The sequence below is a fragment of the Kitasatospora sp. NPDC059408 genome (assembly GCF_042751525.1).
In the GTDB taxonomy this organism is placed as follows: Bacteria; Actinomycetota; Actinomycetes; order Streptomycetales; family Streptomycetaceae; genus Kitasatospora.
In genome coordinates this window covers 99654-125353 of record NZ_JBHYWI010000010.1, presented here as the reverse complement: position 1 = coordinate 125353, position 25700 = coordinate 99654, and the positions used below count along the sequence as shown (strand labels likewise).

General features: G+C 74.5%; 17 protein-coding genes. 14 read left to right on the top strand and 3 right to left on the bottom strand.

Annotated elements, in window-relative coordinates; translation table 11 throughout:
* The first annotated feature begins 12 nt into the window (after nt 1-12).
* The gene (locus ACFXDE_RS09770) at nt 13-585 is read left to right on the top strand and encodes an exonuclease domain-containing protein (protein ID WP_380492607.1); all 573 of its coding nucleotides are present in this window, start codon (nt 13-15) and stop codon (nt 583-585) included.
* A 54-nt stretch (nt 586-639) separates the two neighbouring features.
* Here the strand turns inward: ACFXDE_RS09770 and ACFXDE_RS09765 are convergent, their stop codons facing one another.
* From ACFXDE_RS09765 to ACFXDE_RS09755, 3 genes are all read right to left on the bottom strand, one after another.
* Complete coding sequence (locus ACFXDE_RS09765; protein ID WP_380492605.1) at nt 640-1842, bottom strand: acyl-CoA dehydrogenase family protein; 1203 nt, start codon at nt 1840-1842, stop codon at nt 640-642.
* A gap of 18 nt (nt 1843-1860) precedes the next feature.
* Nucleotides 1861-3090: a cytochrome P450 gene (locus ACFXDE_RS09760; protein ID WP_380492603.1), complete on the bottom strand. Its 1230-nt coding sequence runs from the start codon at nt 3088-3090 to the stop codon at nt 1861-1863.
* 77 nt (nt 3091-3167) lie between these two features.
* Nucleotides 3168-4496, bottom strand: coding sequence for an FAD-dependent oxidoreductase (locus tag ACFXDE_RS09755; RefSeq protein WP_380492601.1), 1329 nt, complete (start codon nt 4494-4496; stop codon nt 3168-3170).
* 299 nt (nt 4497-4795) lie between these two features.
* On the opposite strand from ACFXDE_RS09755, the gene ACFXDE_RS09750 reads away from it, so the two are divergent.
* The 13 genes from ACFXDE_RS09750 (at nt 4796) to ACFXDE_RS09690 (ending at nt 25667) form a co-directional block, all read left to right on the top strand.
* A complete protein-coding gene (locus ACFXDE_RS09750) occupies nt 4796-5989 on the top strand; it encodes an epoxide hydrolase family protein (RefSeq protein ID WP_380492599.1) in 1194 nt (397 codons plus the stop codon).
* Between the two features lie 88 nt (nt 5990-6077).
* Entirely contained in the window at nt 6078-7463 is a 1386-nt protein-coding gene (locus tag ACFXDE_RS09745; protein WP_380492597.1) for a condensation domain-containing protein, read from the top strand.
* 44 nt (nt 7464-7507) lie between these two features.
* Nucleotides 7508-8356, top strand: a complete 849-nt coding sequence (locus tag ACFXDE_RS09740) for a TauD/TfdA dioxygenase family protein (protein WP_380492595.1) — start codon at nt 7508-7510, stop codon at nt 8354-8356.
* A 154-nt stretch (nt 8357-8510) separates the two neighbouring features.
* A complete protein-coding gene (locus ACFXDE_RS09735; protein ID WP_380492594.1) occupies nt 8511-9524 on the top strand; it encodes an iron-containing redox enzyme family protein in 1014 nt (337 codons plus the stop codon).
* A gap of 10 nt (nt 9525-9534) precedes the next feature.
* Nucleotides 9535-10161, top strand: coding sequence for a pyridoxamine 5'-phosphate oxidase family protein (locus ACFXDE_RS09730; protein WP_380492592.1), 627 nt, complete (start codon nt 9535-9537; stop codon nt 10159-10161).
* Nucleotides 10158-10832: a cyclase family protein gene (locus ACFXDE_RS09725; protein ID WP_380492590.1), complete on the top strand. Its 675-nt coding sequence runs from the start codon at nt 10158-10160 to the stop codon at nt 10830-10832. The genes ACFXDE_RS09730 and ACFXDE_RS09725 overlap by 4 nt, the downstream gene beginning before the upstream one ends.
* 139 nt (nt 10833-10971) lie before the next feature.
* Nucleotides 10972-11307 carry a YciI family protein gene (locus ACFXDE_RS09720; RefSeq protein WP_329927846.1) on the top strand — a complete coding sequence of 112 codons (336 nt, stop codon included), beginning with the start codon at nt 10972-10974 and terminating at the stop codon, nt 11305-11307.
* 115 nt (nt 11308-11422) lie between these two features.
* Nucleotides 11423-12253, top strand: a complete 831-nt coding sequence (locus tag ACFXDE_RS09715) for a phytanoyl-CoA dioxygenase family protein (protein WP_380446643.1) — start codon at nt 11423-11425, stop codon at nt 12251-12253.
* 78 nt (nt 12254-12331) lie between these two features.
* The gene (locus tag ACFXDE_RS09710; protein ID WP_380492588.1) at nt 12332-17233 is read left to right on the top strand and encodes an amino acid adenylation domain-containing protein; all 4902 of its coding nucleotides are present in this window, start codon (nt 12332-12334) and stop codon (nt 17231-17233) included.
* Nucleotides 17230-21426, top strand: a complete 4197-nt coding sequence (locus ACFXDE_RS09705) for a type I polyketide synthase (protein ID WP_380492586.1) — start codon at nt 17230-17232, stop codon at nt 21424-21426. The genes ACFXDE_RS09710 and ACFXDE_RS09705 overlap by 4 nt, the downstream gene beginning before the upstream one ends.
* Nucleotides 21423-23738: a lantibiotic dehydratase gene (locus ACFXDE_RS09700; RefSeq protein ID WP_380492584.1), complete on the top strand. Its 2316-nt coding sequence runs from the start codon at nt 21423-21425 to the stop codon at nt 23736-23738. The genes ACFXDE_RS09705 and ACFXDE_RS09700 overlap by 4 nt, the downstream gene beginning before the upstream one ends.
* Before the next feature lie 97 nt (nt 23739-23835).
* On the top strand, nt 23836-24237 hold the full coding sequence (locus ACFXDE_RS09695) for a VOC family protein (RefSeq protein WP_380492582.1): 402 nt from the start codon (nt 23836-23838) through the stop codon (nt 24235-24237).
* A 71-nt stretch (nt 24238-24308) separates the two neighbouring features.
* Nucleotides 24309-25667, top strand: coding sequence for a hypothetical protein (locus ACFXDE_RS09690; protein WP_380492580.1), 1359 nt, complete (start codon nt 24309-24311; stop codon nt 25665-25667).
* Nucleotides 25668-25700: the final 33 nt, after the last annotated feature.

Below are 25700 nucleotides of genomic sequence, written 5' to 3'. Positions count from 1 at the left end.
CATGATCCCCGCATGGACGCACGATTGCTCAACGTGGTGGACGTCGAGGCCACCTGCTGGGACGGCCGGGTGCCGCCCGGGGAGGTCAACGAGATCATCGAGATCGGGCTGACCGTCGTCGACCTCGAAGCCCTCGAACGCGTCGGGCGGCACCGGATCCTGGTACGGCCGGGGCGCTCGACCGTCAGCGCGTTCTGCACCGAGCTGACCGGGCTGACGCAGTGGGAGGTCGACACCGGCCTGCCGTTCGCCGACGCCTGCGCGCTGCTGGCCGACGAGCACGGCGCGGGCGAGCGGGCCTGGGCCAGCTGGGGCGACTACGACCGCAAGCAGTTCACCCGCCAGTGCCGCGACAACGGGGTGACGTACCCCTTCGGCTTCGGCGAGCGGCACACCAATGCCAAGGCGGTCTTCGCCGACGCGTTCGGGCTGCGCAAGCGCCCCGGCATGGCGAAGGCCCTGGAGCTGGCCGGGCTGCCCCTTGAGGGGCGTCACCACCGGGGCGAGGACGACGCGTGGAACATCGCGGCCCTGGTCCTCGGCCTGGTCCGGGCGGACGTGTGGCCGCAGGACGCCGCGGCCTGAGGTCCGAGGAGATCCGCCGCCCCCGGACGGACTCCCGGGGGCGGCGGAACGCGGCTACAGGTACATCGTGTTGGGCGCCAGCCCGCACAGCACGCGGCCGTAGAGCTCGGTGTTGGTCGACGAGTGCATCAGGGCGTGCAGGCTCAGCGCGTGGAGGTCCCGCACGGTGCGCTGGAGCGCGCCGGTGAGGTAGAGGGAGCCGCCGCCGCTCGCGTCGCCGAGGGTGCGGGCGGTGCGGGTGGCACGGTCGAAGACGCGGCCGAGGTAGGCGCGGGCGTGCACCCGCTCCTCGACCGTCCACGGCTCGCCGGCCGCGCCCTTGGCGTCGACCAGGGCCGCCAGCCGCGCGGCGTGGCCCTCGGCCTCCTCGATCTGCAGCGCCGCCTCCGCCACCTGGAGGTGGGTGACGGCGGCCTCGCGCCGGGACCCGTACTCGGTGTAGGTGATCTTCTTGTCGAGCTGCTCCAGGTACGTCGCGAGCGCCGACTTGGCGAGGCCGATCGCGGTGCCGGTGAAGGTCGTGCAGCCGGTGGCGATGAGCGGGGCGCGGTAGAGCGCCGACTCCGGGTTGAGCTTGGAGGCGGACTGCTCCTGGAGCACGAGGGCGAGCGGCAGCAGGCGGTCCTGCGGCACGAACACGTCCTCGGCGACGGTGGTGACGCTGCCGGTGCCGCGCAGGCCGGTGGTGTCCCAGTCGTCGACGATCGTCAGGTCGGAGAGCGGGATCAGCGCCATCAGCGGCCACTGCGACTGCCCGTCCGGCGTCGGTCCCATCGCGAGGGCGACCTGCCACCCGCTGTGGTGCGCGCCGCTGATGAACTGCCAGGCGCCGTTCACCACGGCGCCGTCGGCGGCCGGGACGGCGGAGGCGCTCGGGCTGAGCACGCCGCACACCCGGACGTCCCCGGCGGACGCGCCGAACACCTCGTCCTGGACGTGGTCGGGGAACTGGCAGGCCATCCAGGCCGAGATCGACCACGCGGAGACGTTCCACGCCGCCGAGCCGTCGCCCTTGGCGAGTTCGGTCATCACCTCGACGAAGGTCGCGGCGTCGGTCTCGTAGCCGCCGTAGCGGGCCGGCACCCGCATCCTGAACAGGCCGGCGTCCGTGAGCGCCGCCAGGGACTCCTCGTGCAGCCGCCGGTGCTCGTCCCCCCAGGGGGCGTTGGCGCGCAGGACGGGGGCGACTTCGGCCGCGCGGCGGACCAGCTCCGCGCGGGCCGGTGCGTTCGCGTTCACCGGTGCGTTCGCGTTCATGGGGCTCCTTCGAGGTGGTCAGGAAGCGGGCGTCAGGCGGATGGGCAGCGTGGCGGTGCCGTTGAGCAGGAAGGTGCCCTGCGGCTGGACCTCCTCGGCCGGAACGGCGAGGGCCAGGTCGGGGAAGCGCTCGAACAGCGCCGGCAGCCCGATCGCGGCCTCCATGCGGGCCAGCGGCGCGCCGAGGCAGTGGTGGACGCCGTAGCCGAAGGACAGGTGCTCCTTGTCGGGGCGGGTGATGTCGAAGCGGTCGGCGTCCTCGCCGTGCCGGCCGCGGTCGCGCCCGGAGGCGGCGAAGCCGATCAGCACCGGGTCGCCCTTGGGGATCCGCACGCCCGCGAGCTCCACCTCCTCGGTGGTGAAGCGGAACGGCAGCTGGGCGATCGGGGACTCGACCCGCAGGGTCTCCTCGATGACGTCCCGCCACGGCACCTTCCCGTCGCGGACCAGCGCGAACTGCTCGGGGTGGGTGAGCAGCGCGACGACGGCCTTGCTGAGCAGGTTGGTGGTCGTCTCGGAGCCGGCGCCGAGCATCAGGTGCAGGGTGCCGGCGAGTTCGGACTGGTTGAGCCGGGAGCCGTTGTCCCGGGCCTCGATGAGCATGCTCAGGAGGTCGTCGTCCGGCTCCTTGCGCTTCATCTCGATGAGCTCGTACATCGCGTTGTGCCAGGACTCGACGTTGGCGACGGCTTCCTCGTGGTTGATCGTCGTCTCGGTGTTGACCTCGCCGCCGCGCATCACGTCGCGGCGCATGTGCTCGGGGACGCCGAAGAGTTCGCAGATCACCTTGGTGGGCAGCGGGTAGGCGTAGCGGTCCTTGAGGTCGACGACCTCGCCGGGCGCGGCGGTGGCGAGGTCGTCGAGGAGCTCGCGGACGATGCGCTCGACGCGCGGGCGCATGGCCTCGGTGCGGCGCATGGTGAAGGCCTTGGCGGTGAGGTTGCGCAGCCGGGCGTGGGCGGCGCCGTCGCTGGTGGTCATGTTGTCCATGAGCACCCAGCCGATGAGCGGGAAGTCGTCGCTGATCTCGCCGTTGACGAAGGCGGGCCAGTGCTCGTGGGCGTTCTTGGCGAAGCGTTCGTCGTTGAGCACCTGGCGGACGGTGTCGTAGCCGACGACCGACCAGGCGCGGACGTCGCCGGGCAGGGTCACCTGCGCCACCGGGCCCTGCGCGCGCAGGCGTTCGGCCTCGGCGTGGACGTCCCGGCCGGTGGGGTCGAGCACGATGGGCTCGGGGTGGGCTGTCACGGGGAACCTCCGGTAGTTCCGTGTGCGGGTTGGTCGGGCGGGACACACCTGGCAGGACGCACCTGGCAGGACACGCGTCAGGACTTGGGACGCGGCCGGAACACCCGGGTGACCACCGAGGGCCGCATGAGCGCCTGGGGCGGGTCGACCAGGCCGGCCGCGCGCAGGAACGCGGTGGAGAGGGTGGCGTCGTGGGCGGCGGCGGCCTGCAGGCGCGGCATGTAGAGGTTGGCCATCCGCACGGCGAGCGTGCGCCGGCCCCGGACCTCGGGGAAGCCGAGGTCGCCGCCGACGGCCATGTCCCAGGGCGCGTCGATGACGGCCGCGAGGTCGCGGAAGTAGTCGCGCGGGCGGGGCGGGACGCCGCGCTCCAGGTGGCCGCGGAGCACGGTGGCGCCGATCGCGGCGACGGTCATGCCCTGGGCGTAGATGGGGTTGAACACGCAGGCGGCGTCGCCGATCGCGAGCAGGCCGTCGGGCAGGTGCTCGACGCGCTCGTAGCGGTGGCGCACGTTCGCGGGGAAGTGCATGGAGACCGGCTCGGTGATCATCCGGGCGTGTTCGACGGCCGCGTGGATCTCGGGGACGGGCATCGTCTTCGCGAAGGCGAGGAAGCCCTCGGGGTCGGTGGGCGGGCGCTCGCCGAGCAGGCCGTAGAGGGCGAGGGCGTAGCGGTCGTGCAGGCGCACCAGCGTGGCGCCGCGCGGCCGGCCGGGGCCGGCGACGCAGACCAGGCCGGCACCGTCGCCGATCGGGTCGACGGGCAGCGGGGCGGCGAACTCGGCGGTGGTGTAGGTGAGGTCGATCTTGACGCGCTCCTGCGGCACCTGCGGGTAGCCGAGTTCGCGGAGCCAGAGCGGGGTGCGCGAGCCGCGGCCGGTGGCGTCGACGACGAGGTCGGCGGCGAGGACCTCCTCGGCGCCGCCGAGGGGCTGGACGCGAACGCCGGTGACACGGGCGCGGTCCGGCGAGGAGTCGAGGCCGTTGATGTCGCAGCGGTCGAGGAGGCGGACGTTGGAGAGGGCGAGGACGCGCTCGCGCACCCGGGCCTCCAGCAGCGGGCGCTCGGCGGAGACGCAGATCAGCCCGGTCTCGGCCTTGCGGATCGGGCGGCCGGCGAAGTACCAGGTGAGTCCGGTGCCGAAGTCGCAGACGGGGACGCCGAGTTCGGCGAGTTCCTTGGTGAGGCCGGGGAACAGTTCCTCCAGCACCTGCTGGCCGCGGGCGAGCAGGCCGTGGACGTGCCGGCCCTGCGGCGCGCTACGGCGCGGAGCGGCGGAGGACGTGAGCGCGTCCCGGTCCACCACCGTGACGCTGCGGTAGGCGTCGGCCAGCAGGCGGGCGGCGAGCAGCCCGGCCACGCTGGCGCCCAGCACCACGGCCCGGTCGCCGATTCGAGTAGCCACCGTGCTCCCCTCTTTGGAACGTCCGACGGCGGAAGGAACGGAAGAAGCGGAAGGAGCGGAAGAAAGCGAACGAGAGCGCACATCCGGAGAAACGGGAATGGGCGGCGCGCGCCGAAGCAGCGTGCCCGGCCGACGGCACCATCATTGACGGCCCGCGAATGCGCCTCTACTTCCAGATTGCTCTGTCGCCCGGCGGTGCCCCGGTGATCCCTGTTTAGCGCCGGAGCGCGCTGGTAGCGTCCCCGGGCGGCAGGGACGAAGGGGCGGCGTGCCGCCCGCCGAATTGAGGAGGCCCGGAAATGCAGCCGTTCCGAATCGCCGTTCCGCAGGAGGACCTGGACGACCTCCACCGCCGCCTGGCCGCGGTGCGCTGGCCGGCCGAGGTGCCCGGGGCGGGCTGGGCCCGCGGGGTGCCGCTGGAGTACCTGAAGGAGCTCACCGAGTACTGGCGCACGGAGTTCGACTGGCGGGCCGCGGAGGAGCGGCTGAACCGCTTCCCGCAGTTCCGCACCGAGATCGACGGCGCCACCGTGCACTTCCTGCACGTGCGCTCCCCCGAGCCGGACGCCACGCCGCTGATCCTCACCCACGGCTGGCCCGGGTCGGTCGCCGAGTACCTGGACGTCATCGAGCTGCTGACGGACCCTCGCAGCCACGGCGGCGACCCGGCGGACGCGTTCCACGTCGTCATACCGGCCCCGCCCGGCTTCGGCTTCTCCGGCCCCGCGCCCGAGGCCGGCTGGGACGTGCCGCGGATCGCGCGGGCCTGGACGGAGCTGATGCGCCGGCTCGGCTACGGCCGCTACCTCGCCCACGGCGGCGACCTCGGCGTGTGGATCTCGCTGACCGCCGCCGCGCTCGACCCCGAGCACCTCGCCGGCGCGCACGTGACGTTCCTGCTGACCCCGCCCACCGGCCCGGAGGACCTGGAGGGCCTCGACGAGGCGGACCAGGAGCGGCTCGCCTACCTGGCCGCCTTCGAGACCACCGGCCGGGCCGGCTACATGAAGATCCAGAGCACCCGCCCGCAGACCCTCGCCTACGGCCTCACCGACTCCCCGGTCGGCCAACTGGCCTGGATCGCCGAGAAGTTCCGGGACTGGACGAGCGGCGACTCGATCAGCCGGGACCAGCTCCTGACCACCGTCTCGCTCTACTGGCTGACGGCGACGGCCGGTTCGTCCGCGCAGCTGTACTACGAGATGGCCGACATGCTCCCCGATGCCGCGCGCCAGCCCGTCGCCGGGCCGCCGCAGCCGGTACCACTCGCCGTCGCCGCCTTCGCCCACGACGGGAGCCTGCCGGTGCGGCGGATCGCCGAGCGGCGCTTCCCGAACATCGTCCAGTGGAGCGAGTTCGCCGAGGGCGGGCACTTCCCCGCCCTGGAGGTGCCCGAGCTCCTCGCGGGCGACCTGCGCTCCTTCGCCCGCGCCGTCCGGGCCCACGAGGCCGCCGCCGAGCAGCCGAAGCAGGAGCCCGCAGAAATCGACTGAAGATTTTTCGCCGCCGTCGTCCAAACCGCGGTCCTCCCGTTCGTCGAGGTGTCGAACCGCACTCCGACAGCCGAGCCGAGGAGACGACGTGCCGCACACCGAGGACGCAGCGCCGGTCCCGCCCGCCGGGTACTCCGGGGACGGGACCGGCCGCCACCCCCTCTCCAGCCAGCAGGAGCACTGGTGCGCCAACGCGGGCTCCGGCTCGTTCGGGCCCCGGTTCACGGTGTCCAAGGCGCTGCGCATCACCGGGCCCGTCGACGTGGCCGCGCTCCAGGGCGCGCTGGACGACGTGGTGGCGCGGCACGAGGTGCTGCGCACGGTGATCGTGCGCGACGCCGAGCCGCCGTACCAGCAGGTGCGCCCGGCCACCCGGGTGCCGCTGCACGTGCGGGACCTGCCGGTGGCCTGGGCGCGGCGCGACGCGGCGGCGCAGCAGCTGCTCGCCGAGGCGGAGTCGACGGCGCTGCCCGTCGAACGGCTGCCGCTGCTGCGGGCGTTCCTCACCCGCTTCGACGAGCGGGACGCGGTGCTCGGCCTGGTCAGCCACCACACGGCGTGCGACGGCTGGGCGCTCCAGCTGATCCACCGCGACCTCGCCGCGTGCTACGCCGCCCGGACGGCGGGCCGCGAGCCGGGCCTGCCGGCGCTGCGCCAGTACGGCGAGTACACGCGGTGGCAGGCGGAGAACCAGTCCGGCGACGCGGCGGCCGAGAACCTCGCGTACTGGCGCAAGCGGCTGGACGGCGCGCCGTTCTTCACCCTGCCGACCGACCGCCCGATCCCGCCCGAGCACACCGAGCTGTACGTCGCGCACCCCTTCCGCTTCGACGCGGCGACGACGGACGCGGTGGCGGCGCTCGCCAAGGCCGCCCGCTGCTCGCGCTTCATGGTGATGCTGGGGGCGTTCGCCGTGCTGGCGAGCCGGATCTCCGGGGCGGACGACCCGGTCGTCAACACGATCGTGCACGGGCGGGGCCGGCCCGAGTACCAGGACACCGTGGGCCCGTTCCTCAACTTCCTGGCGCTGCGCACCGACCTCGCGGACGCGGGCACGATCCGCGAGCTCCTCCTGACCGTGCGCACCACCTGCCTGGAGGCGTACCGGCACGAGGTGCCGATCCACTGGGTCGAGCAGGCCGTGCCGTCGCTGATGGCGCCGATGGCCGACCCGCGCAACTGCGACTTCATCTTCGGCTTCTCCGAGACGCTGACCGCCCCGGCCGGGGGCACGGACCCGTTCCTGTTCTCCGAGGGGACCGTGCCGGTCGCCAAGGGCGAGAGCGCGAGCGAGCAGATCCCGGGCGGCGCCGCCTGGAACATGGGCGTCGCGCCGTCGGGGGAGATCAGCGGGATGGTCCAGTACAACCCCGAGGAGTTCGACGAGGAGACGGTGGCGGGCTGGGTGGCCGCGTACCGGCGGATCGTGCTCGCCGTCCTCGCCGATCCGGAGCGCGACTGGCGCACCCTCTGACCGACGGCCGCAGACCGAGGTACCTCACACGAGAGGTGTTTCCCATGACGTCCTACACGCTCGAACCGCTGGGCCCCGTCTTCGGCGCCCGCATCACCGGCATCGACCTGCGCGAGGAGGTCGGCCGGGAGACCGCCGACCGGATCCTCGACGACCTCGTCCGCCACCGCGTCCTCGTCCTGCCGGACCAGGACCTGAGCCACGCCGACCACGTCCGCTTCAGCCGGCTGTTCGGCCCGCTGGACGTCTACCCCGTCGCCCGGTACGTCGTGCCGGACCACCCCGAGGTGCTGAAGATCAGCAACATCTTCGAGGACGGCGAGCCGATCGGCCTCTACGACGGGGACGACCAGGAGGAGTGGCACACCGACTACTCCTGGCGCGAGGTCATGAGCCGTGCCTCGCTGCTGTACTCGGCGATCGCCCCGGAGGAGGGCGGCGACACGATCTTCGCGGACAGCACGACGGCCTACGACGAGCTGCCCGCGGAGGTCCGGGAGCGGATCGGCGGTCTGCAGGCCGTCCACTCCATGGCGCACCTCGTCGACCAGGAGCTCCTCACCAACCCGCACAAGAAGCCGCTCTCCGCCGAGGAGCGCGAGCGCACCCCGGACGTGGCGCAGCCGATCGTGCGCCGCCACCCGGTGACCGGCCGCAGCTCGCTCCTGCTCGGGAGCATGATCATCAGCGGCGTCGTGGGGCTCGGCGAGAAGGAGGGCGCCGAGCTGCTGGACGACCTGCACGCGCACGCCACCAAGGACCGCTACCTGTACCGCCACCGCTGGAACGTCGGCGACCTGGTCATCTGGGACAACGACGCGACCATGCACACCCGCACCCCGTGCGACAGCCGCTACCACCACCGGCTGCTCTACCGCACCACCGTGATGTGACGGCCCGTCCGCCGTCGAAAAGCCGCACGCCCGTTCCGCCCGATCCGTGCGGACACAACCATGCGTGAACGAACCGCAACCGCATTCTGGAAGATGCGGTCAGGCCGACCTGCCCCGGGATAATTCCCGGGGAGGGAAAACCCAGGAGGAATGCATGTCCGGGGCCATTTCTGAGAGCATCGCGCCGCCGCGCACCGGGACCGGCACGAAAGGCCGGTCCGGTGCGGAAAGCCAGTCCGGCGCGGAGGAGCACGCCGGCGCGGAAATCGCCGCCGCTTTTCCGGCGGCCGGCACCGAGCCGGACACCGCCGTCCGCCTCGCCCTGATGGAGCGGCTGCACCGTCACTACACCGGCTACCTCGGCGGCGCCGAAACGTTCCTGTCGGTGCCGCGCCTCAACGCCGACCCCGTCATCGCCGCCACCGAGGACGCCTGGCTGCGCTGGGAGGACGGGCGGGTGGACGAGGCGCTGCTGCCGCGCACCGCCGAGGGCCTCGCCGACTGGTTCGCCGACCTGCGCTCGCGGCACGTCCAGCCCGCCTTCTGCCGCTACCTCGCCGACGAGGCCACGATCGAGGAGATCGCGCTGTTCTTCCTCGCCGAGGAGCTGGTCGACAGCCGCTTCGACGACCTCGTCGCCCTCGCCCAGCTCGGCGCGACCGGCACCAGCAAGCTCACCATGGCCGAGAACTACTGGGACGAGATGGGCGAGGGCAAGCTGGAGCAGATGCACACCCGGCTGTTCGAGCACTCGGCCACGTACATGCGCGCCCGGCTCGAACTCGGCGGCGTCGACGTCTCCGGCCTCGGCGGCATGGAGGTGTTCGAGAACGCCAACCTGGTGCTCATGTACGGCGTCCACCGGCACCTGACGCCCCGCCTGCTGGCCGCGATGGGGCTCATGGAGTACACCGCGCCGGTGCGCTTCCAGGCGATGGTCGACGGCTGCGCGCGCCTCGGCGTGCCGGACGACGTCATCCTCTACCAGCGCATCCACGTCCACGTGGACGCCGACCACGGCGCCGAGTGGCTGGAGAACGTGCTCGCCCCGCTGGCCCACCACTCCCCCGAGGTGCTGCGCGAGATCGGCATGGGCGCGCTCACCCGCGAGCGCGTGGCCAACGCGTACTACACCCGGGTCTGGCAGCAGATGCGGGCGCTGCGGTGAGGGTCACCCCGTGAAACCCGAGGAGTTCTACCACGACGGCAGCCGCGACCTCCAACGCCGCTTCGGGAGCGAGCAGTTGGCCGACCACCTGGCACACAGGTACGTGCTGGACGAACTGGAGGAGGGGCACGCCGAGTGGATCCGCGGGGCCGACGCCGTGTACGTCGCGACGATCGACCCCGACGGCTTCCCCGAGTGCTCCTACAAGGGCGGCCTGCCGGGCTTCGTCCGCGTGCCGGACCTGCGGACGCTGGAGATCCCCAGCTACGACGGCAACGGCATGTACCGCACGCTCGGCAACGCCGCCGCCGTGCGGCGCGTGGGCCTGCTCTTCCTCTTCCCGGCCCTGCGCGCCAAGCTGCGGGTCAACGGCACCTGCGAGGTGCTGACCGACCGTGACGCGCTGCACCCGCACCACGGCGCCGAGGCCGTGCTGCGGGTCGGCGTGACCGCGGTGTTCGAGAACTGCCCGCGCTACCTGCACGACCCGGTGACCGGCGAGCACTCCAAGCACTGCCCGCGCCCCGGCCACCGCCCGCCCGACCCCGAATGGAAGCTCAAGCCCGAGTACGACGGGCTGCTGCCGGCGCCCCGCTCAGAACTGATCGAAGACCGGATCCAGGAGTCGAACCGATGAACCGACCGAGCCGACGGACCGTCGTCGACCTCTCCCACCCGATCGAAGCCGGCATGACCACCTACCCCGGCCTGCCCGGGCCGGTCATCTCCGACCACATGTCCCGCGCCGACTCCCGGCCCCGCTACACCCCGGGCACCGAGTTCCAGATCGGGCGGATCGAGATGGTCGCCAACACCGGCACCTACCTCGACACCCCGTTCCACCGCTACCCGGACGGCGCCGACCTCTCCGGCCTGGACCTCGCACTGCTCGCCGACGTCCCGGGCGTCCTGGTCGACGCGACCGGCGCCGGCCGGGCCGTCGGGCCCGAGCTGCTGGAGCAGCACGAGGTCGCCGGGCGGGCCGTGCTGGTGCGCACCGGCTGGGACCGGCACTGGGGGACGGAGAAGTACGGCGACCCCGAACACCCCTTCCTCACGGTCGACGCCGTGCACCGGCTGATCGCCGAGGGCGCCGCCCTGGTCGGCATCGACTCGGTCAACATCGACGACATGGCGGACCTCGACCGCCCCGCCCACACCGGCCTGCTCGGCGCCGGGATCCCGATCGTCGAGCACCTCGGCGGTCTGGACCGGCTCCCGGCGAGCGGCTTCCGCCTCCACGCCGCCCCGCCGCCGGTGGTCGGCATGGGCAGCTTCCCGATCCGCGCCTACGCCGTCCTGGACTGACCCTCGCGGGTTGTCCATCCGCCGCCGGCCCGTTCGTCGACTTCCCAGAAGGAGCCGCCGGAAGGAGCCGCCGGAGGGATCCCCGCAGTGGATCCCGGACACCGGCGGCGGCGGACGACCCCGAGCGAGGAGACGGACCATGAAGTACCTGCTGCTGATCTGCGCCGACCAGGACGCCGAGGTCACCCCCGAGGACGACGCGGGCATGGCGGTCGGCACCGCCGACTGGGTGACCGAGATGGACGGGCGCGGCGTGCGGCTGGACGGCAACCGGCTGCGCCCGGCCGGGGACGCCACCTCGGTGCGCGTGCGCGGCGGGGAGGTCGTCGTCGACGACGGCCCGTTCGCCGACGCCGAGGGCCGGATCGCCGGCTACGACGTCATCGAGTGCGCCGACCTGGACGAGGCGATCGAGGTGGCCGGCAAGCACCCGGTGGCCCGCTTCGGCACCATCGACGTCCGCCCGGTCTGGTAGCACGCCGCACCGTCCGGCCCGGCCCGGTAGCACGCCGCACCGTCCGGACCGATCCGGCCCGGCCCGGCGGCACGGCCGCGGCACGCATCCGAACCGAACGAGAAAGGCCTGAGCAATGACGCACGACACGGCCGGCACGGCCGCCGCACCGCTCGCCCCCGAACTCGTCGCGCGGTACCACCGGGACGGCTACGTGCTCCTGCCGCCCGGCTCGCTGGCCGGGGACCTCCTCGACGTGGCGCTCGACGAGCTCCCGTCGATCCTCGCCGCGGACGACCCCGGGCGGGTCCTGGAGCGCGACGGGCGGACCGTCCGCTCGGTCTACGGCCTGCACCGCACGAACCCCGCGATCGCCGCGCTCACCCGCCGGCCGGCGCTGCTCGGCGCCGTCCGCGGCCTGCTCGACGACGACGTGTACGTGCACCAGTCGAAGGTGAACATCAAGGCGCCGTTCGCCGGCGACCAGTGGGAGTGGCACCAGGACTACGTCTACTGGCTCACCGGCGACGGCATCCGCCGGCCCGACCTGGTCAACGTCGCCGTCTTCCTGGACGAGGTGACGGAGTTCAACGGGCCGCTCACCTTCGTGCCCGGCTCGCACACCGCCGGGCTGCTCGCCAGCAGCGACGCGGACGGCATGCCGCTCGGCTACGAGGACGCGCCGGCCTGGGTGGCCACGCTCACCGCCGACGAGAAGTTCCGGGTGCGCCACTCCGTCATCGAGGAACTCGCCCGCGCCAACGGGCTGGTGAGCCCCAAGGGGCCCGCCGGGTCGGTGCTGGTGTTCCACCCGAACATCCTGCACTGCTCGGCGGCGAACATCTCGCCGTTCCGCCGCTCGATGCTGATGTTCGTCTACAACAGCGTCGCCAACCGTCCCGAGGTCACCGGTCTGCGGCCGGACTTCCTCGCCGACCCGGAGCCGGTCGCGCTCCAGCCGATCTGACGATCCACCGGAAACAGGTCCTTCGAGTCACAGCGCAGTGGGGGGAACCATGCGGGACGCGCACGAGCAGGTGGCGGCATGACGGACGGGGCCCCGGTGCTCCGCGGACCACGGGTGGCCCACCGGGCGCCGTACGGGGTCCCGGGGCTGGTCCGCGACCAGCGGACGCGCACCCCGGACGCCGTCGCCTGCTCCGATCCCGGGCGGACCCTCACCTACGCCGAGCTGGACCTGCTCAGCGACGCGTGCGCGGCCGCCGTGCTGGGCGCCACCGGCGGGCGCCGGGGCCCGGTGGCCGTGCGGATGCCCCGGCAGGCCGACCTGCTGGTCGCGCTGCTCGGGGTGCTCAAGGCCGGCTGCCACTACGTACCGATCGCGGCCGACGAGCCCGCCGGGCGGGTCGCGGCCATGGTCGGCGTCGTCCGGCCGCTGTGCACGGTGGTGGCGACCGGGCACGAGGGCCTCGCCCCGGGCGGTATGCCGGCCGTCACCGTGCCGCGCACGGCGCCCGCCGGGTACGCGCCGCTGCGCGAGGCCGGGCCCGAGGACCCGGTCTACGCACTGTTCACCTCGGGCTCCACGGGCACCCCCAAGGCCGTCCTGGTCGGCGCCGCCGCCCTCGCCAACCGGATCCTGTGGATGGCCGGGCGGTTCGGCCTCGACGGGCGCGACCGCGTGCTCCAGAAGACGCCGAGCACCTTCGACGTCGCCGGGTGGGAGTTCTTCCTGCCCGTCGTCACGGGCGCCCGCTGCGTCTTCCCGCCCGCCGACGCCCACTACGACCCGCAGCTCCTCGCGCGCGCCCTGGCCGACGGGGGCATCACCGTCTGCCACTTCGTGCCGACGATGCTGGCGGCCCAGCTGCGCCTTGCGGCCGCCGAACTCCCGTCGCTGAGGCTGGTGTTCTGCAGCGGCGAGGCGCTCCCGCCGGCGCTCGCCGCACGGTTCGCGCAGTGGTCGGGCGCCGAACTGCACAACCTGTACGGGCCGACCGAGGCCGCGATCGACGTCACGCACTGGCCGGTGCCGCGCGGGCTCGCTCCGGACGGGGACGTGTTCATCGGGGCGCCGATCGACAACGTCGACCTGCGGATCGCCGGGACGGACGGCTCGCCCGCCCGCGACGGCGAGCCGGGCGAGCTGTGGATCGGCGGCGTCCAGGTGGCGCTCGGCTACGTGGGCCGGCCCGACCTCACGGAGGCGGCGTTCCCCGTCGTCGACGGCCGACGCTGGTACCGCACCGGTGACTTGGCATCCATGGACGACGGCCTGGTGCGCTACCTCGGCCGGATCGACGCGCAGCTCAAGATCCGCGGCGTCCGGATCGAGCCGGCCGAGGTCGAGGCCGCGCTCACCACGCACCCGGCGGTCGCCGCCACCGCCGTCGTCGCCCTCCGGCCCCCGGACGGCCTCGCCGCCGAACTCGTCGCCGTCGCCGTGCGGGCCGAGGGCCACGCGGACGCCGACCACGCGATCCTCGCCCACGTCGCCGAGCGGCTGCCCCGGGCCTTCGTGCCGCACGCCCTGCGCTGGGTCGACCGTCTGCCCCTCACCACCTCCGGCAAGGCCGACCGCCGGCGCATCACCGAGGAGACGGAACACTGGTGGGCCTCCAAGGCGCACGTCGAGGCCGCGGAGAGCGACGAACTCGCCTCCGCCTGGTGGGAGTCGCTCGCCGTCCCGGCCGACCAGCGGCGCGAGGACCTCGGCTTCCTGAGCCTCGGCGGGCACTCCCTCACCGCCCTCACGCTGATCGCCCGGCTCGCCGAACTGCGCAGCGTCGACCTGCCGTTGCCGCTGCTCCTGCGCGACGGCCTCACCCTGGCCGGCCTCCGCGACGCCGTGGCCACCCTGCCCCGCACCGAGCGCCCTCAGGCCGCCGAGGGCCCGGCCGACCACAGCCCGCTCACCCCGGTACAGGAACCGCTCTGGCTCCTCAACCGCGCCCTCGCCGACGACTCCGGCAACAACGTCGTCGGCACCCTGCGGATCCCCGCCAGCGTCGACGACGACGCCCTCCGCGCCGCCGCCCGGGACGTGCTCGGGCGCCACGACCTCCTGCGCGCGGCCGTCGACGTCATCGACGGCGTCCCGCGCTGGACGTACGCACCGCACGCCGAGCCGCGGTTCACCGTCCGGGAGACCGCGGGCCCGCTCGACGATCCGGTGGCGTGCGCGTTCGTCGCCGGGATCGCACGGACGGCGATCCCGCTGGACCGGCCGCCGCTGCTCACCGTCGGCCTGCTGCGCGGCACGGGCGAGGCGCTGCTCGTCCTCTCCCTGCACCACCTGGTGGCCGACCAGCACGCCCTCGAACTCGTCGCCAGGGACCTCGCCACCGCCTACACCGCCCGCGCCCGCGGCCTCGCGCCGCAGTGGCCGCCCGCACCCCGCTTCGCCGCCTTCGCCCACCGGCGGGCCGCCGCCGTCGGCTCGGACCGCTGGCACGAGGACCTCGCGTACTGGGCGGCGCTCCTGCCCGACGCCCCCGCGCGCACGCCACTCCCGTTCCGCCTCGCCGGCCCGGCCGGACCGACGCTCGACGGCCGCCGGACGGTGGCGGCGCTCGGCCCGGAGCTCACCGCCTCCGTCGACGCCCTCCTCACCCGCAGCGGGCACACCCGGGCCACGTACGTCGTGGCGTGCGTCGCGACCGTCCTCGCCGCGTGGGCGGGCGAGCGGTCCGTCGCCGTGGGCGTCCCGGTCAGCCGGCGGCTGGGCCCCGGGGAGCAGGAGCTCGTCGGGCCCGTGCTCAGCACCGTGCCGCTGTGGCTCGACGTCGAGGACCGGACCGGGCGCGACGACCTGCTCGCCCACGTGCGCGAGCGGTCGCTGGAGGCGCTCGACCACCTCGCGCCCACGTTCCAGGCCGTCGTGCACCGGCTGGGACTGCCGCCCTCGCCCCGGGACAACCCGCTGTTCCAGGTGTGGGTCAACGACCTCAGCCGGACCGGACCCGCACCCGCCTTCGCCGACGCGCCCGCGCGGTGGGTGGACGCGGCGCCGCCGTACGCGCTGTTCGACCTCAACTTCTACCTCCGGTACGACCCGGACGACGGGCTGCGGCTCGAACTCGTCGGGCGGGAGGGGCTGTTCGAGGACGCGGTGGTGGACGAGCTGCTGCGGCAGGTGGTCGGGGTCGCGGCGGCGTTCGCGGCGGACCGGGCGCCGTTCGACGGCCGTTCCGCACCGAAGGTGCACGCGCCCCAGCCGGACGCACCCGACGTCCTCACGCGGATCCGGGACGTCGCCCTGCGCCACCCCGACGCCGTCGCGCTCCACTCTCCCCAACTGGACCTGACGTACGCCGAGTTGCTGCGACGCTGCGAGGAGGTGACCGCCACCGTGACCGCCGCCGGCGTACTCCCCGGGGACGTCCTTGAGCTGCGCGCCGAGCGCACACCCGACCTCGCCGCCGCCTTCCTCGGCGCCCGGCTGGCGGGTGCGGCCGTCGCCGTCACGGACGCGCACCTGCCCACCGCCGCACTCGCCGAACGCCAGGACCTCCTGCGCCCCAAGGCTGTCCTGGCCACCGACGGCACCATCCGCCCCGGCGCCCGGGAACCGCGCCACCTGCCCGGCACCAGCCACGTCCTCTTCACCTCCGGCACGTCCGGCCGCCCGGCCGCCGTCGCCGTGCCCCCGGCCGCGCTCTCCGGCACGCTCGACTGGTACCGGCGCTCCTTCGGCCTAGGCCCGGCGGACCGGATCGCCCTGCTGGGCGCCGTCGGCCACGACCCGCTGCTGCGCGACCTCCTCGTCCCGCTGCTGGCGGGCGGCACCGTCGTCGTCCCGCCCGAGTCCGTGTTCACCGCCCCCGACCGGCTCTTCGCGCTGCTCGACGACGAGCGCGTCACCGTCCTGCACGCCACCCCGGCCCTCCTCGAACTGCTCCTCTCCGGACGCCCCCACGGCACCGCCCACCTGCCGCACCTGCGCCTGGTCGTCAGCGGCGGCGCGCCGCTCACCGCGGGCATGGTCCGCGCGCTGCGGGCCGTCACCGGCGCGCCCGTCGTGAACGCGTACGGCGCCACCGAGACGCCCCAACTCGCCTCCGTCTGGCGGCTCGACGCCGGGCAGGATCCGCTCACCGGGCTGCCGGACACGGCCGAACTGCCGGTCGGCACCGGTGCGGGGGCCGCCGAGCTCCTCGTGCTGCGCCCCGACGGCACGCCCGCCCCGGCCGGCCACGCGGGAGAGGTCGTCGTCCGCTCCCCGCACCTGGCCGCGGGCTACCTGGACGGCACCGGCCGGGGCGAGCGCTTCGACACCGCCGCCGGCACCTACCGCACGGGCGACCGCGGCCGCCGCCACCCCTCCGGCGCGGTCGTCCTGCACGGCCGGCTCGACCGCCAACTGTCCGTCGACGGCTACCGCCTGGACCCCGAACAGGTCGAGCGCGCGGCCCTCGACCACCCCGCCGTCCGGCACGCCGTCGCCGGCCTGACCACGACCGCCGCCGGGCCCGTGCTGTCGCTCACCGTCCGCACCGCGCCCGGCACCGCCGCCCCGGACCCGGCCGACCTCCGCTCGCACCTGCGCCGCCGCCTGCCGCGCTACGCCGTGCCCGCCGAGATCCTGTTCACCGACGGACCGCGCGAACGCGCCGCCAAGTCCGCCGGGGCGCCGGTCGCCGACGGCCCCGCCCGGGACGGCCGGGCCGCCGCCGAACTGGCCGCCCTCGTCCGGGAGGTCATCGGGATCGACCTCCCGCCCGCCGACAACTTCTTCGACGCCGGGCTCAACTCGATGGCCGTCGTGCGCCTCCACGCCCTGCTGGGCGAACGGCTGGCCACCGCCTTCCCGGTGACGGCGATGTTCGAGCACCCGAACCTCCTCGCGCTGGCCCGCTTCCTCTCCGGCCGCGCTCCGGCCGCGCCGCTCCGGGACGGTCCCCCCGCGCCCCGGTCGGCCCCACCGGCCGAGCAGCGGCGGCAGTTGCGCCGACGCATCCGACACGACCTCCAGGGGAACGCATGAACGACCAGAGCAGGTACGAACCCGTCGCCGTCGTCGGAATGGCCGGCCGCTTCCCCGGGGCCGTCGACCTCGGCGCGTTCTGGGCCAACCTCCGCGACGGCGTCGGCTCCATCCGCCACGCCTCCGACGAGGAACTCGCGGCGGCCGGCGTGCCGGACCGCGCGCTCGCCGACCCGCAGTACGTCAAGGCCGTCGCGACGGTGCCCGAGATCGACGGCTTCGACGCCGGGTTCTTCGGGCTCACCCCGCGCGAGGCCCGCATCTGCGACCCGCAGATCCGGCTCTTCCTGGAGTGCGCCCACGCGGCCCTGGAGGACGCCGGCTACGACCCCGAACGACTCGCCGACGTCGGCGTGTTCGGCTCCGCCGGGCGCGGCCGCTACCTCGACCAGGTGCGCCGCAGCGAGGGCCGCGCCGGCAACGGCGGCAGCGGGGGCGACGGCGTCGGCCTGTCGCTGAGCACCTGGAACTCGACGGACTCCCTCGCCCCGCTGGTCTCCTACAAGCTCGGCCTCAACGGCCCGAGCCTCGGCATCGCGACGGCCTGCGCGAGCCCGCTGGTGGCCCTGCACCTGGCCGCCGCGTCGCTGCGCGCGGGCGAGTGCGAGCTGGCCCTCGTCGGCGGGGCGGAGGTCGAACTGCCGCTGGAGCACGGCTACTGGTGGGAGCCCGGCGGCAAGATCAGCCGCGACGGGTACTGCCGGCCCTTCGACGCCCACGCGACCGGCACGGTGTTCGGCTCGGGCGCCGGCGTGGTCGCGCTCAAGCGGCTCTCCGACGCGATCGCCGACCGGGACCACATCCGCGCCGTGATCCGCGGCTCGGCCGTCAACAACGACGGCTCCGCCAAGGCCGGGTTCGCCGCACCGAGCGTCTCCGGCCAGTCGGCCGCGGTCGCCGAGGCGATGCTGACGGCCGAGGTCGGGCCCGGCGACGTCGGCCTGGTGGAGGCGCACGCCTCGGGCACCGTCCTCGGCGACCCGATCGAAGTGGCCGCGCTCACCTCGGCCTACCGGTACCTCGGCGCCACGGGCAGCGGCGCCACGGTCCTCACCTCCGTCAAGGGCAACATCGGGCACCTCGGCCACGCGTCGGGGATCGCCTCGCTGATCAAGGTCGTGCTGACGCTGGAGCACGGGAGCGTCCCGCGTACCCTCGGCTTCCGCACCGCGAACCCCGAACTCGGCATCGACGACTCGCCGTTCGAGCTGCCGACCGCCGCGGTGCCGTGGGAGCGCCGGGCCGGGCGGCCCCGGGTGGCGGCCGTCAACACGTACGGGGTGGGCGGCACCAACGCGCACGTCGTGCTGGAGGAGGCGCCGGTGCGTCCGGCACCCGCGGCCACGACGGAACGTCCGCGGATCGTCGTCTGGTCGGCGCGCACGCCCGAGGCGGCGGAGCGCTACCGGACCCGGCTCGCCGGTCATTTCACGTCCGCCGCACCGGACTTCGCCGCGAGCGTCGCGACCCTCCAGCAGGGCCGCACGACGCACCCGTACCGCGGCGCGGTGGTCGCCACGGGCGCCCGCGAGGCGGCCGACCTGCTGGCAGCGGCGAGCGGCCCCGCCACCGGCCCCTCGGGCAGCCGCATCGCGCTGCTCTTCCCCGGCATGGGCAGCCAGCACCCGGGCATGGCCCTCGACCTCCACGACCGCTCCCCCGCCTACGCCCGCGCCTTCGACGCCTGCCTCGACCTCTTCGAGGCCGAGGGCGTGCCGCTGCGCGGCCTGTGGCGGGAGGCCGACGCCGGGCGGATCGCCGACCCGGACGTCGCCCAGCCGCTGCTGTTCGCCGTCGAGCACGCGCTGGCGCAGGCCTGGCACGCGTGGGGCGTGCGGCCGGGCGCCGTCCTGGGGCACAGCCTCGGCGAACTCGCCGCGGCCGCAGCCGCGGGGGTGCTGACCGCCGAGGACGCCGTGCGGGCCGTCGTCGCCCGCTCGCGGGCGCTCGCCGCCACACCGCCCGGCGCCATGCTCGCCGTCGCGGCGGCGGAGGCGGACGTCGCTCCGCTGCTGCCGGACGACGTGCACGTGGCGGTCGTCAACGGCCCGCGCATGGTGGTGGTCGCCGGTCCGGTGGACGCCGTGGCGCGGGCGGGCGCCGAGCTGCGGGAGGCCGGGATGAACGTCCGCCCGGTCCCGTTCAGCCGCGCCTCCCACGTGCCCCTCGCGGCCCCGGCGGCGGAGGCCTTCGAGGAGTCCCTGCGGGGGCTGCGGTTCTCCGCGCCCGCCCTCGACCTGTACTCCTCGGCGACCGGCGGGCTCGTGAGCGACGCCGAGGCCACCGATCCGGCCTTCTGGGCCGGGCAGTTGGTGCGACCGGTGCGGTTCGCGGACGCGGTGGCGGCGCTCGCCGGCACCGACAGGCGGCAGTTGCTGATCGAGTGCGGCCCCGGCCGCACGCTCACCTCGGCCCTGCGCCAGCACCCCGCCGTGGACGCCGCACGCCACCGGGTGCTGCCGACCCTGGCCCAGCGCAGGACCGAGCCGCTCGCCGACGTGCAGTCGGCGCTCACCGCGGTCGCCGCCGTGTGGACGGAGGGGCACGCGATCGACTGGACGGCCGTCGAGGACCTGTCGGACGCGGGCCGCGTGCCCGTACCCGGCTACCCGTACGAACGGCAGCGGTACTGGGTCGACGTGGCGGCCGAGGAGGAAGCCCAGCAGACTCCGGCCGACTCCCCCTTCACGCTGCCCAGTTGGCGCGAACTCCCCCGCCCGGCACACCACCCCGAACCGGTCGCCCGCACCGCCGTCGCCGCCCTCCCCGCCGACGAGCCGGCCGCCCGCCGGGTCACCGCCGCGCTGCGCGAGGCCGGGCTACGGGTCGTCCCGCTCACGCCGGGTGCCGATTACGAGGACCGCGAGGTCGGCTTCGTCGTCCGCGAGGGCGAACCCCAGGACCTCGCCCGCGCGTTCCGCACCCTGCGCGAGCGCGGCGTGACGCCCGGCCTGCTGGTCCACGCCGGGAGCCTCGGCCGGCCCGAAGGCCGCGACCTGGCCGAGCAGTTGGCGGCCGGCCACACCGCCGCCACCGAACTGCTGCGCCAGGCCGCCGAGAGCGGGGCACCCGAACTCGTCGTCCTCACCGAACACGCCGTGGACGTCAGCGGCCACGACCGGCTGCGCCCGGGCCACGCCGCGCTCACCGCGCTCGCCGGGGAGGCCGGGGTCCGTCTGATCGACCTCGGCGGGTCCGTGCCCGACCGCGAGCTCGCCGCCGAACTCCGCGCGAGCGGCGAAGGCGTGGTAGCACTCCGCGGCACCCGCCGCTGGGTCCCCACCGAGCACCCGCTCGCCGTCACCCCGGCCGAGGGCCCCGCCCTCCGGCCCGCCGGCACCTACCTGATCACCGGCGGCACCGGCCGCCTCGGCGTCCGGGTGGCCCGCGGTCTGGCCGCGACCGGACTGCACCCGACGCTCGTCCTCGTCGGCCTGAAGGCGGCCGAACGGCCCGAACTGCTCGCCGAGTTGGCGTCCCTGGGCGCGACCGTCGAGTCGGCCGCGTGCGACGTCACCGACCACGCGGCGCTCACCGCCCTCCTCGACGACGTCACCGGCCGCCACGGCCCCGTCCACGGCGTCCTCCACCTGGCCGGCCCGGCCCCCGACGCGGCCGAGCCGGATGCCTTCGGGCCCCGGGCGTTCGGCCTCGCGGCCCTCGCCCGCGCCTTCGCCGGCCGCCCCGCGCTCGACCTGTTCGCGACCGTCACACGGAGCCGCCCCGACGCCGCCGACGCCGTCCTCACCGCCCTCGCGGCCACCAGCGCCCCGCCAGCGGCCCGCACGCTCGTCGTCTCCACGCCCCGACCCACCGACGCGGCGCTCCTCCTGGAGCTGTTGCAGGCACACACGCCGACTCATGTGACGATCCGTCACATTCCCGACCAGGCAAGCCAGGAAGGCCAAGAAGGCCGGAAAGCCGAGCCGGCCCCCGCTCCCCCCGTGGCCCTCCCGACCGAACGGGACGCCACCACCGCCCGCCTGCGCGAGCTGTGGACGGGCCTGCTGGGCTGGCCCGAGATCGCCGACGGCGCGGACTTCTTCGACATCGGCGGCAACTCCCTCACCGCGGTCGAGCTGGTCTCCCACATCCACGACGAGTTCGGCGTGGACCTCGGCATCGCCGCCCTCTTCGACTACCCCACCCTGGACGCCCTCGCGGCCCAGATCGAACGGAAGAAGTCAGTATGACCGGGTCCGACGGGCATCACCTCGTCCCGCTGAGAGCCACCGGCTGGTCCGTGTGGCGCGACGTCGTCCTGCGCAGCACCGGCTTCCCCGCCGACACCGTGCGGCCGCTCACGGACCCGGCGCTCGCGGCCGCGGCGGACGCCGACGACGCGGACGCCTACCGCGCCGAGTACGCGCGGGCCTCCGAGCGCCTGTCCGCCGCCGTGCGCGGGGCGTCGACGACGCCGCGCTTCCGGGAGGCCGTCGCCTGGCAGAACCCGAAGCTGCTGAAGCTGTGCCTGGACAAGCTCGCCGCCGGCGAGCCGCGCAACGTCCGGGGGCGCAACCACGAGCTGGCGGTGGCGGGTTACCTCCAGCGGTACGCGCTGAAGAACGACACCATCGGCTTCGTCGGCCCGGTCGGCTGGGCCCGGTGGACGGACGGCGGCGCGCCGCTCGCGTCGCGCGTCGGCCCGGACTTCCTGTCCCGGCGCACGGTCTACTTCGAGATCTGGGCGGTGGACGCCGTCGCCCGGGCCCTCTCGGACGACCCGCGCGTCCGCCCGTGGCTGGCGCCGCGCCGGTTCGCCGCGCACCACCTCGCGGGCGCCACGCTCCTCGCGCCCGGCCGTCCGCCCGTGCACCTCACGGAGGCCGAGGCGGAGTTGCTCGCACTCGTCGACGGGGTCCGCTCGCTCCCCGAGCTCGCGGACGAGCTGGCGTGGTCCGAGTTCCCCGAACTGGGCGATCCGGCCGCCCTCCTGGCCACCGTCGAGGACCTCGTCGCCCGCCAGCTGCTCCGGCACGACGTCGTCGGCGCGATCGAGGCCCACCCCGAGCGCTCGCTCGTCGCCCGTCTGGAGCGGATCGCCGACCCGGAGGCCAGGGCGTACGCGCTGGGCGTCGCGGCCCGGTTCACCGCCGCCCGGGACGCGGTCTCGGCCGCGGCGGGCGACGACGCCGCGCTGGAGGCCGCGATGGCCGCCCTCGGCGCGTGCTTCGAGGAGATCACGGGCGTCGCCGGCGAGCGCCGCGCGGGCCAGACGTACGCCGGGCGGACGCTCGTCTACGAGGACACCGTCCGCGACGTCCGGGTCGACCTCGGCCCCGTCCTGCGCGACGCCCTGGCCGGGCCGCTCGCGCTGCTGCTGGACAGCGGGCGGTGGCTGGTCGCGGAGGTGGGCCAGGAGTTCGACCGCTACCTGACCGACATCTACGAGCGCAGGGTCGCGCAGCACGGCGACCCTGAGGTGCCGCTGGCGGCGATCCTGAGCCTGGCGACGCCGCAGCTGTACTTCAACATCCGCGGCCTGTCGAAGCCGGCCCGCCGCGCGGTCGACGAGTTCCAGCGCCGCTGGGCGGACGTGCTGCGGCTGCCCCCGGACGCGAAGCGCGTCGAGCTGCGCAGCGAGGACATCGCCGGGCGGGTGGCCGAGCTGTTCCCCGCGCGCCCGCTGCCGTGGCCGACGGCGGTGCACCACTCGCCGGACTTCATGCTGGCCGCCGCGGACGAGGAGGCGGTCGGGCGCGGGGAGTTCCTGCTCGTGCTCGGCGAACTGCACCTGTCGTTCAACACGATGGAGAGCCGGGTCTTCGTCGAGCAGCACGACGACCCGCCGTCGATGCTGGCGGCGGCCGAGGCGGACATGCGCGGGAGCCGGATCTACGGGATCATGAACCGGGACGTGCCGGGCGTGAGTTCGCGGGTGTCGCCGCCGTCGGCGCTGCTGTCGCCCGAGTACACGTACTGGACGATGCACCCCGAGGCCGTGACCCCGCCGGGCCCGATCATGCCGGCCGCCGCGCTGTTCGTGCGCCGGGAGAGCGAGCGGCTCATCGTCCGCTCGCGCGCCGGGTCGTTCGCGGCGCCGCTGGCGCACGTGGTGGGCGAGCCGCTCGCGGCGGCGGCGATCAACGCGTTCAAGCCGGTCGCCAAGGCGCGCCACAACCCGCGCATCACCGTCGACCGCATGGTGGTGGCCCGGGAGTCGTGGAGCTTCCCGGCGGGCGAGCTCGCCTGGGCCGCGGTGAAGTCCGAGCCCGAGCGCTTCCGGGCCGCCCGCCGCTGGCGGCTCGAACAGGGCCTGCCCGAGCGGGCGTTCTACAAGGTCCCGGTGGAGGACAAGCCCGCGTTCGTCGACTTCACCAGCCTGGTGCTGGTGAACATCCTGGCCAAGGCGGTGCGCCGCTCGGTGGAGGAGGAGAACGGCTCCGTCACGCTCACCGAGATGCTGCCGGACGCGGACGGGCTGTGGCTCCGGGACGCGGAGGGGGCGCGGTACACCTCGGAGTTCCGCATCCTCGCCGTCGACGCAGCCGCGCGCGATCTGTAGCCGGCGGGGTGTCCATCCGGGCCGCCCCCGTTCGTCGAGGGGGTGGCCCGCCCGGACGGGCACCCGTACCACGCACAAGAGACCCGAGGAGCACCACATGATCAAGGCCCTGAACGAGATCGAGGTCATCACCCTCTTCGTGGAGGACCTCGCCGCCACGAAGAAGTTCTACCTCGACGTCTTCGGCCTGGAGGTGGTCTACGAGGACGGCGAGTCCGCCGCCCTGAAGATGCGCAACCTGATGATCAACCTGCTGGAGGTCGGCGAGGCGCACGGCCTGGTCGCGCCGGCCCCGGTCGGCGGCCCGGAGACCGGCGCCCGCGCGCTGCTCACGATCAACGTCACCGACGCCGAGGCCGTCTGCGCCGAGCTGGCCGAGCACGGCGTGGACCTCCTCAACGGGCCGGTGGACCAGCCGTGGGGCCGGCGGACGGCGACCTTCGCCGACCCGGCCGGGAACGTCTGGGAGATCGCCCAGGAGCTGTCCCCGGCGGCGTAGCGCCTCAACGCCGCGCCCCAACGCCGCAGTCCAGCAGCCGACTTCTCAGATCACCGGAGAGGACCCAGTAGATGTCGAAAGTCGTCGAGCTCATCGTCCCCAACAGTGCCGAGTACCACCTGCGCAACCCCGCCCTGAACCTCACCGGTGAGGAGCGCGAGCGGGTGGTGCGCTTCAGCGGCACGTACGAGTGCGAGCACTCGGTCTTCTGGAGCCCCAACCCCCGGGTCCTGGTGCTCCCGCTCGGCTGGAACCGGCAGTGGTTCGACGACATCCACCGGACGCTGGGCCTGGACCCGGCGCCGGTGGTGTCGCCGGCCAGGCGCACCGGGCTGCTGGTGGAGGACTTCCTCAAGGACGGCGACGCGCAGGCGCGGCTGCGCGGGCTGCTGGAGCCGTACGACGCGGTGAAGCTCCAGATCGTCGGTCCGACCGACGAGACGTACCTGCTGGCGGCGCTGGTGCGCGGCTGGGGCAAGTCCGTGGAGCTGGACCACGTCGGCGAGGACTCCTACTGGGCGAGCCTCTACCTGGACTCCAAGATCAGCCCACTGGACCTGGCCCGCGAGCTTCCGGGCATCAATGTCGCCCCGGGCATGGTCGCGGGCAACTGGGTCGAGCTGCGCGGCGGCCTCAAGGCGATGACGGCCCGGTACGGCAAGGTGATCGCCCGGACGCTCTTCGGCGTGGCCGGCGACGGCTCCGGCGTCGTCCGCGACGAGCCGGGCGCCGTCGAGGAGTTCCTGGACAACGCGGGCCGGGACTCGTTCTTCGCCTTCCCGATCCTGATCCAGCGCTTCCAGGAGCACGCCGAGGGCGTCGGCTGCCCGGCCGCGGACATCCTGATCGGCGAGGACGGCGTCGAGGACGTCGTGTGGTGCGCGCTGACGGTCGAGCACGGCTACTCCTTCCGCAGCGTGGACGTCGGCGTCGGCGCGCTGCCGCCGGAGTGGGGCGAGCGGCTCACCCAGGCCGCGCACGAGGTCGGCGCGGCCGCGCACAAGCTGGGCTACCGCGGCTGGATGTGCATCGACTGCGTGGCCGGGGACGACGACCGGCTGTACATCACCGAGATCAACGCCCGGCGCAGCGGCTCGCTGCACGCGGGCGGCCTGCTGCGGCTGTGGGGCGCGGAGAAGGAGCTGACGCTCTCCGCGCACTTCATGCTGCAGGTCGCCGAGGGCACGACGTACGAGGACCACATCCGGCCGGTGTTCGAGAAGCTCTGGGCGGACGGGGTGCGGGCGTACCCGACGAGCGTGCGGGCGCTGCCCTGGCCGGACCCGATCGTCGCGGTCATCGCGGCGGCGCCGACGGCGGCGGAGGCCCAGGCGATCGTCGCCGGGATCAAGGAGGGGATCGACGCGCGGACGGCCGCGGCCGGCCTGACCGCCGCCGCCGACTCCGCCTACGGGCCGGGCAGAGCGTGAGACCGCGGGCGGGTCGCCCGCCGTACAGGGGGA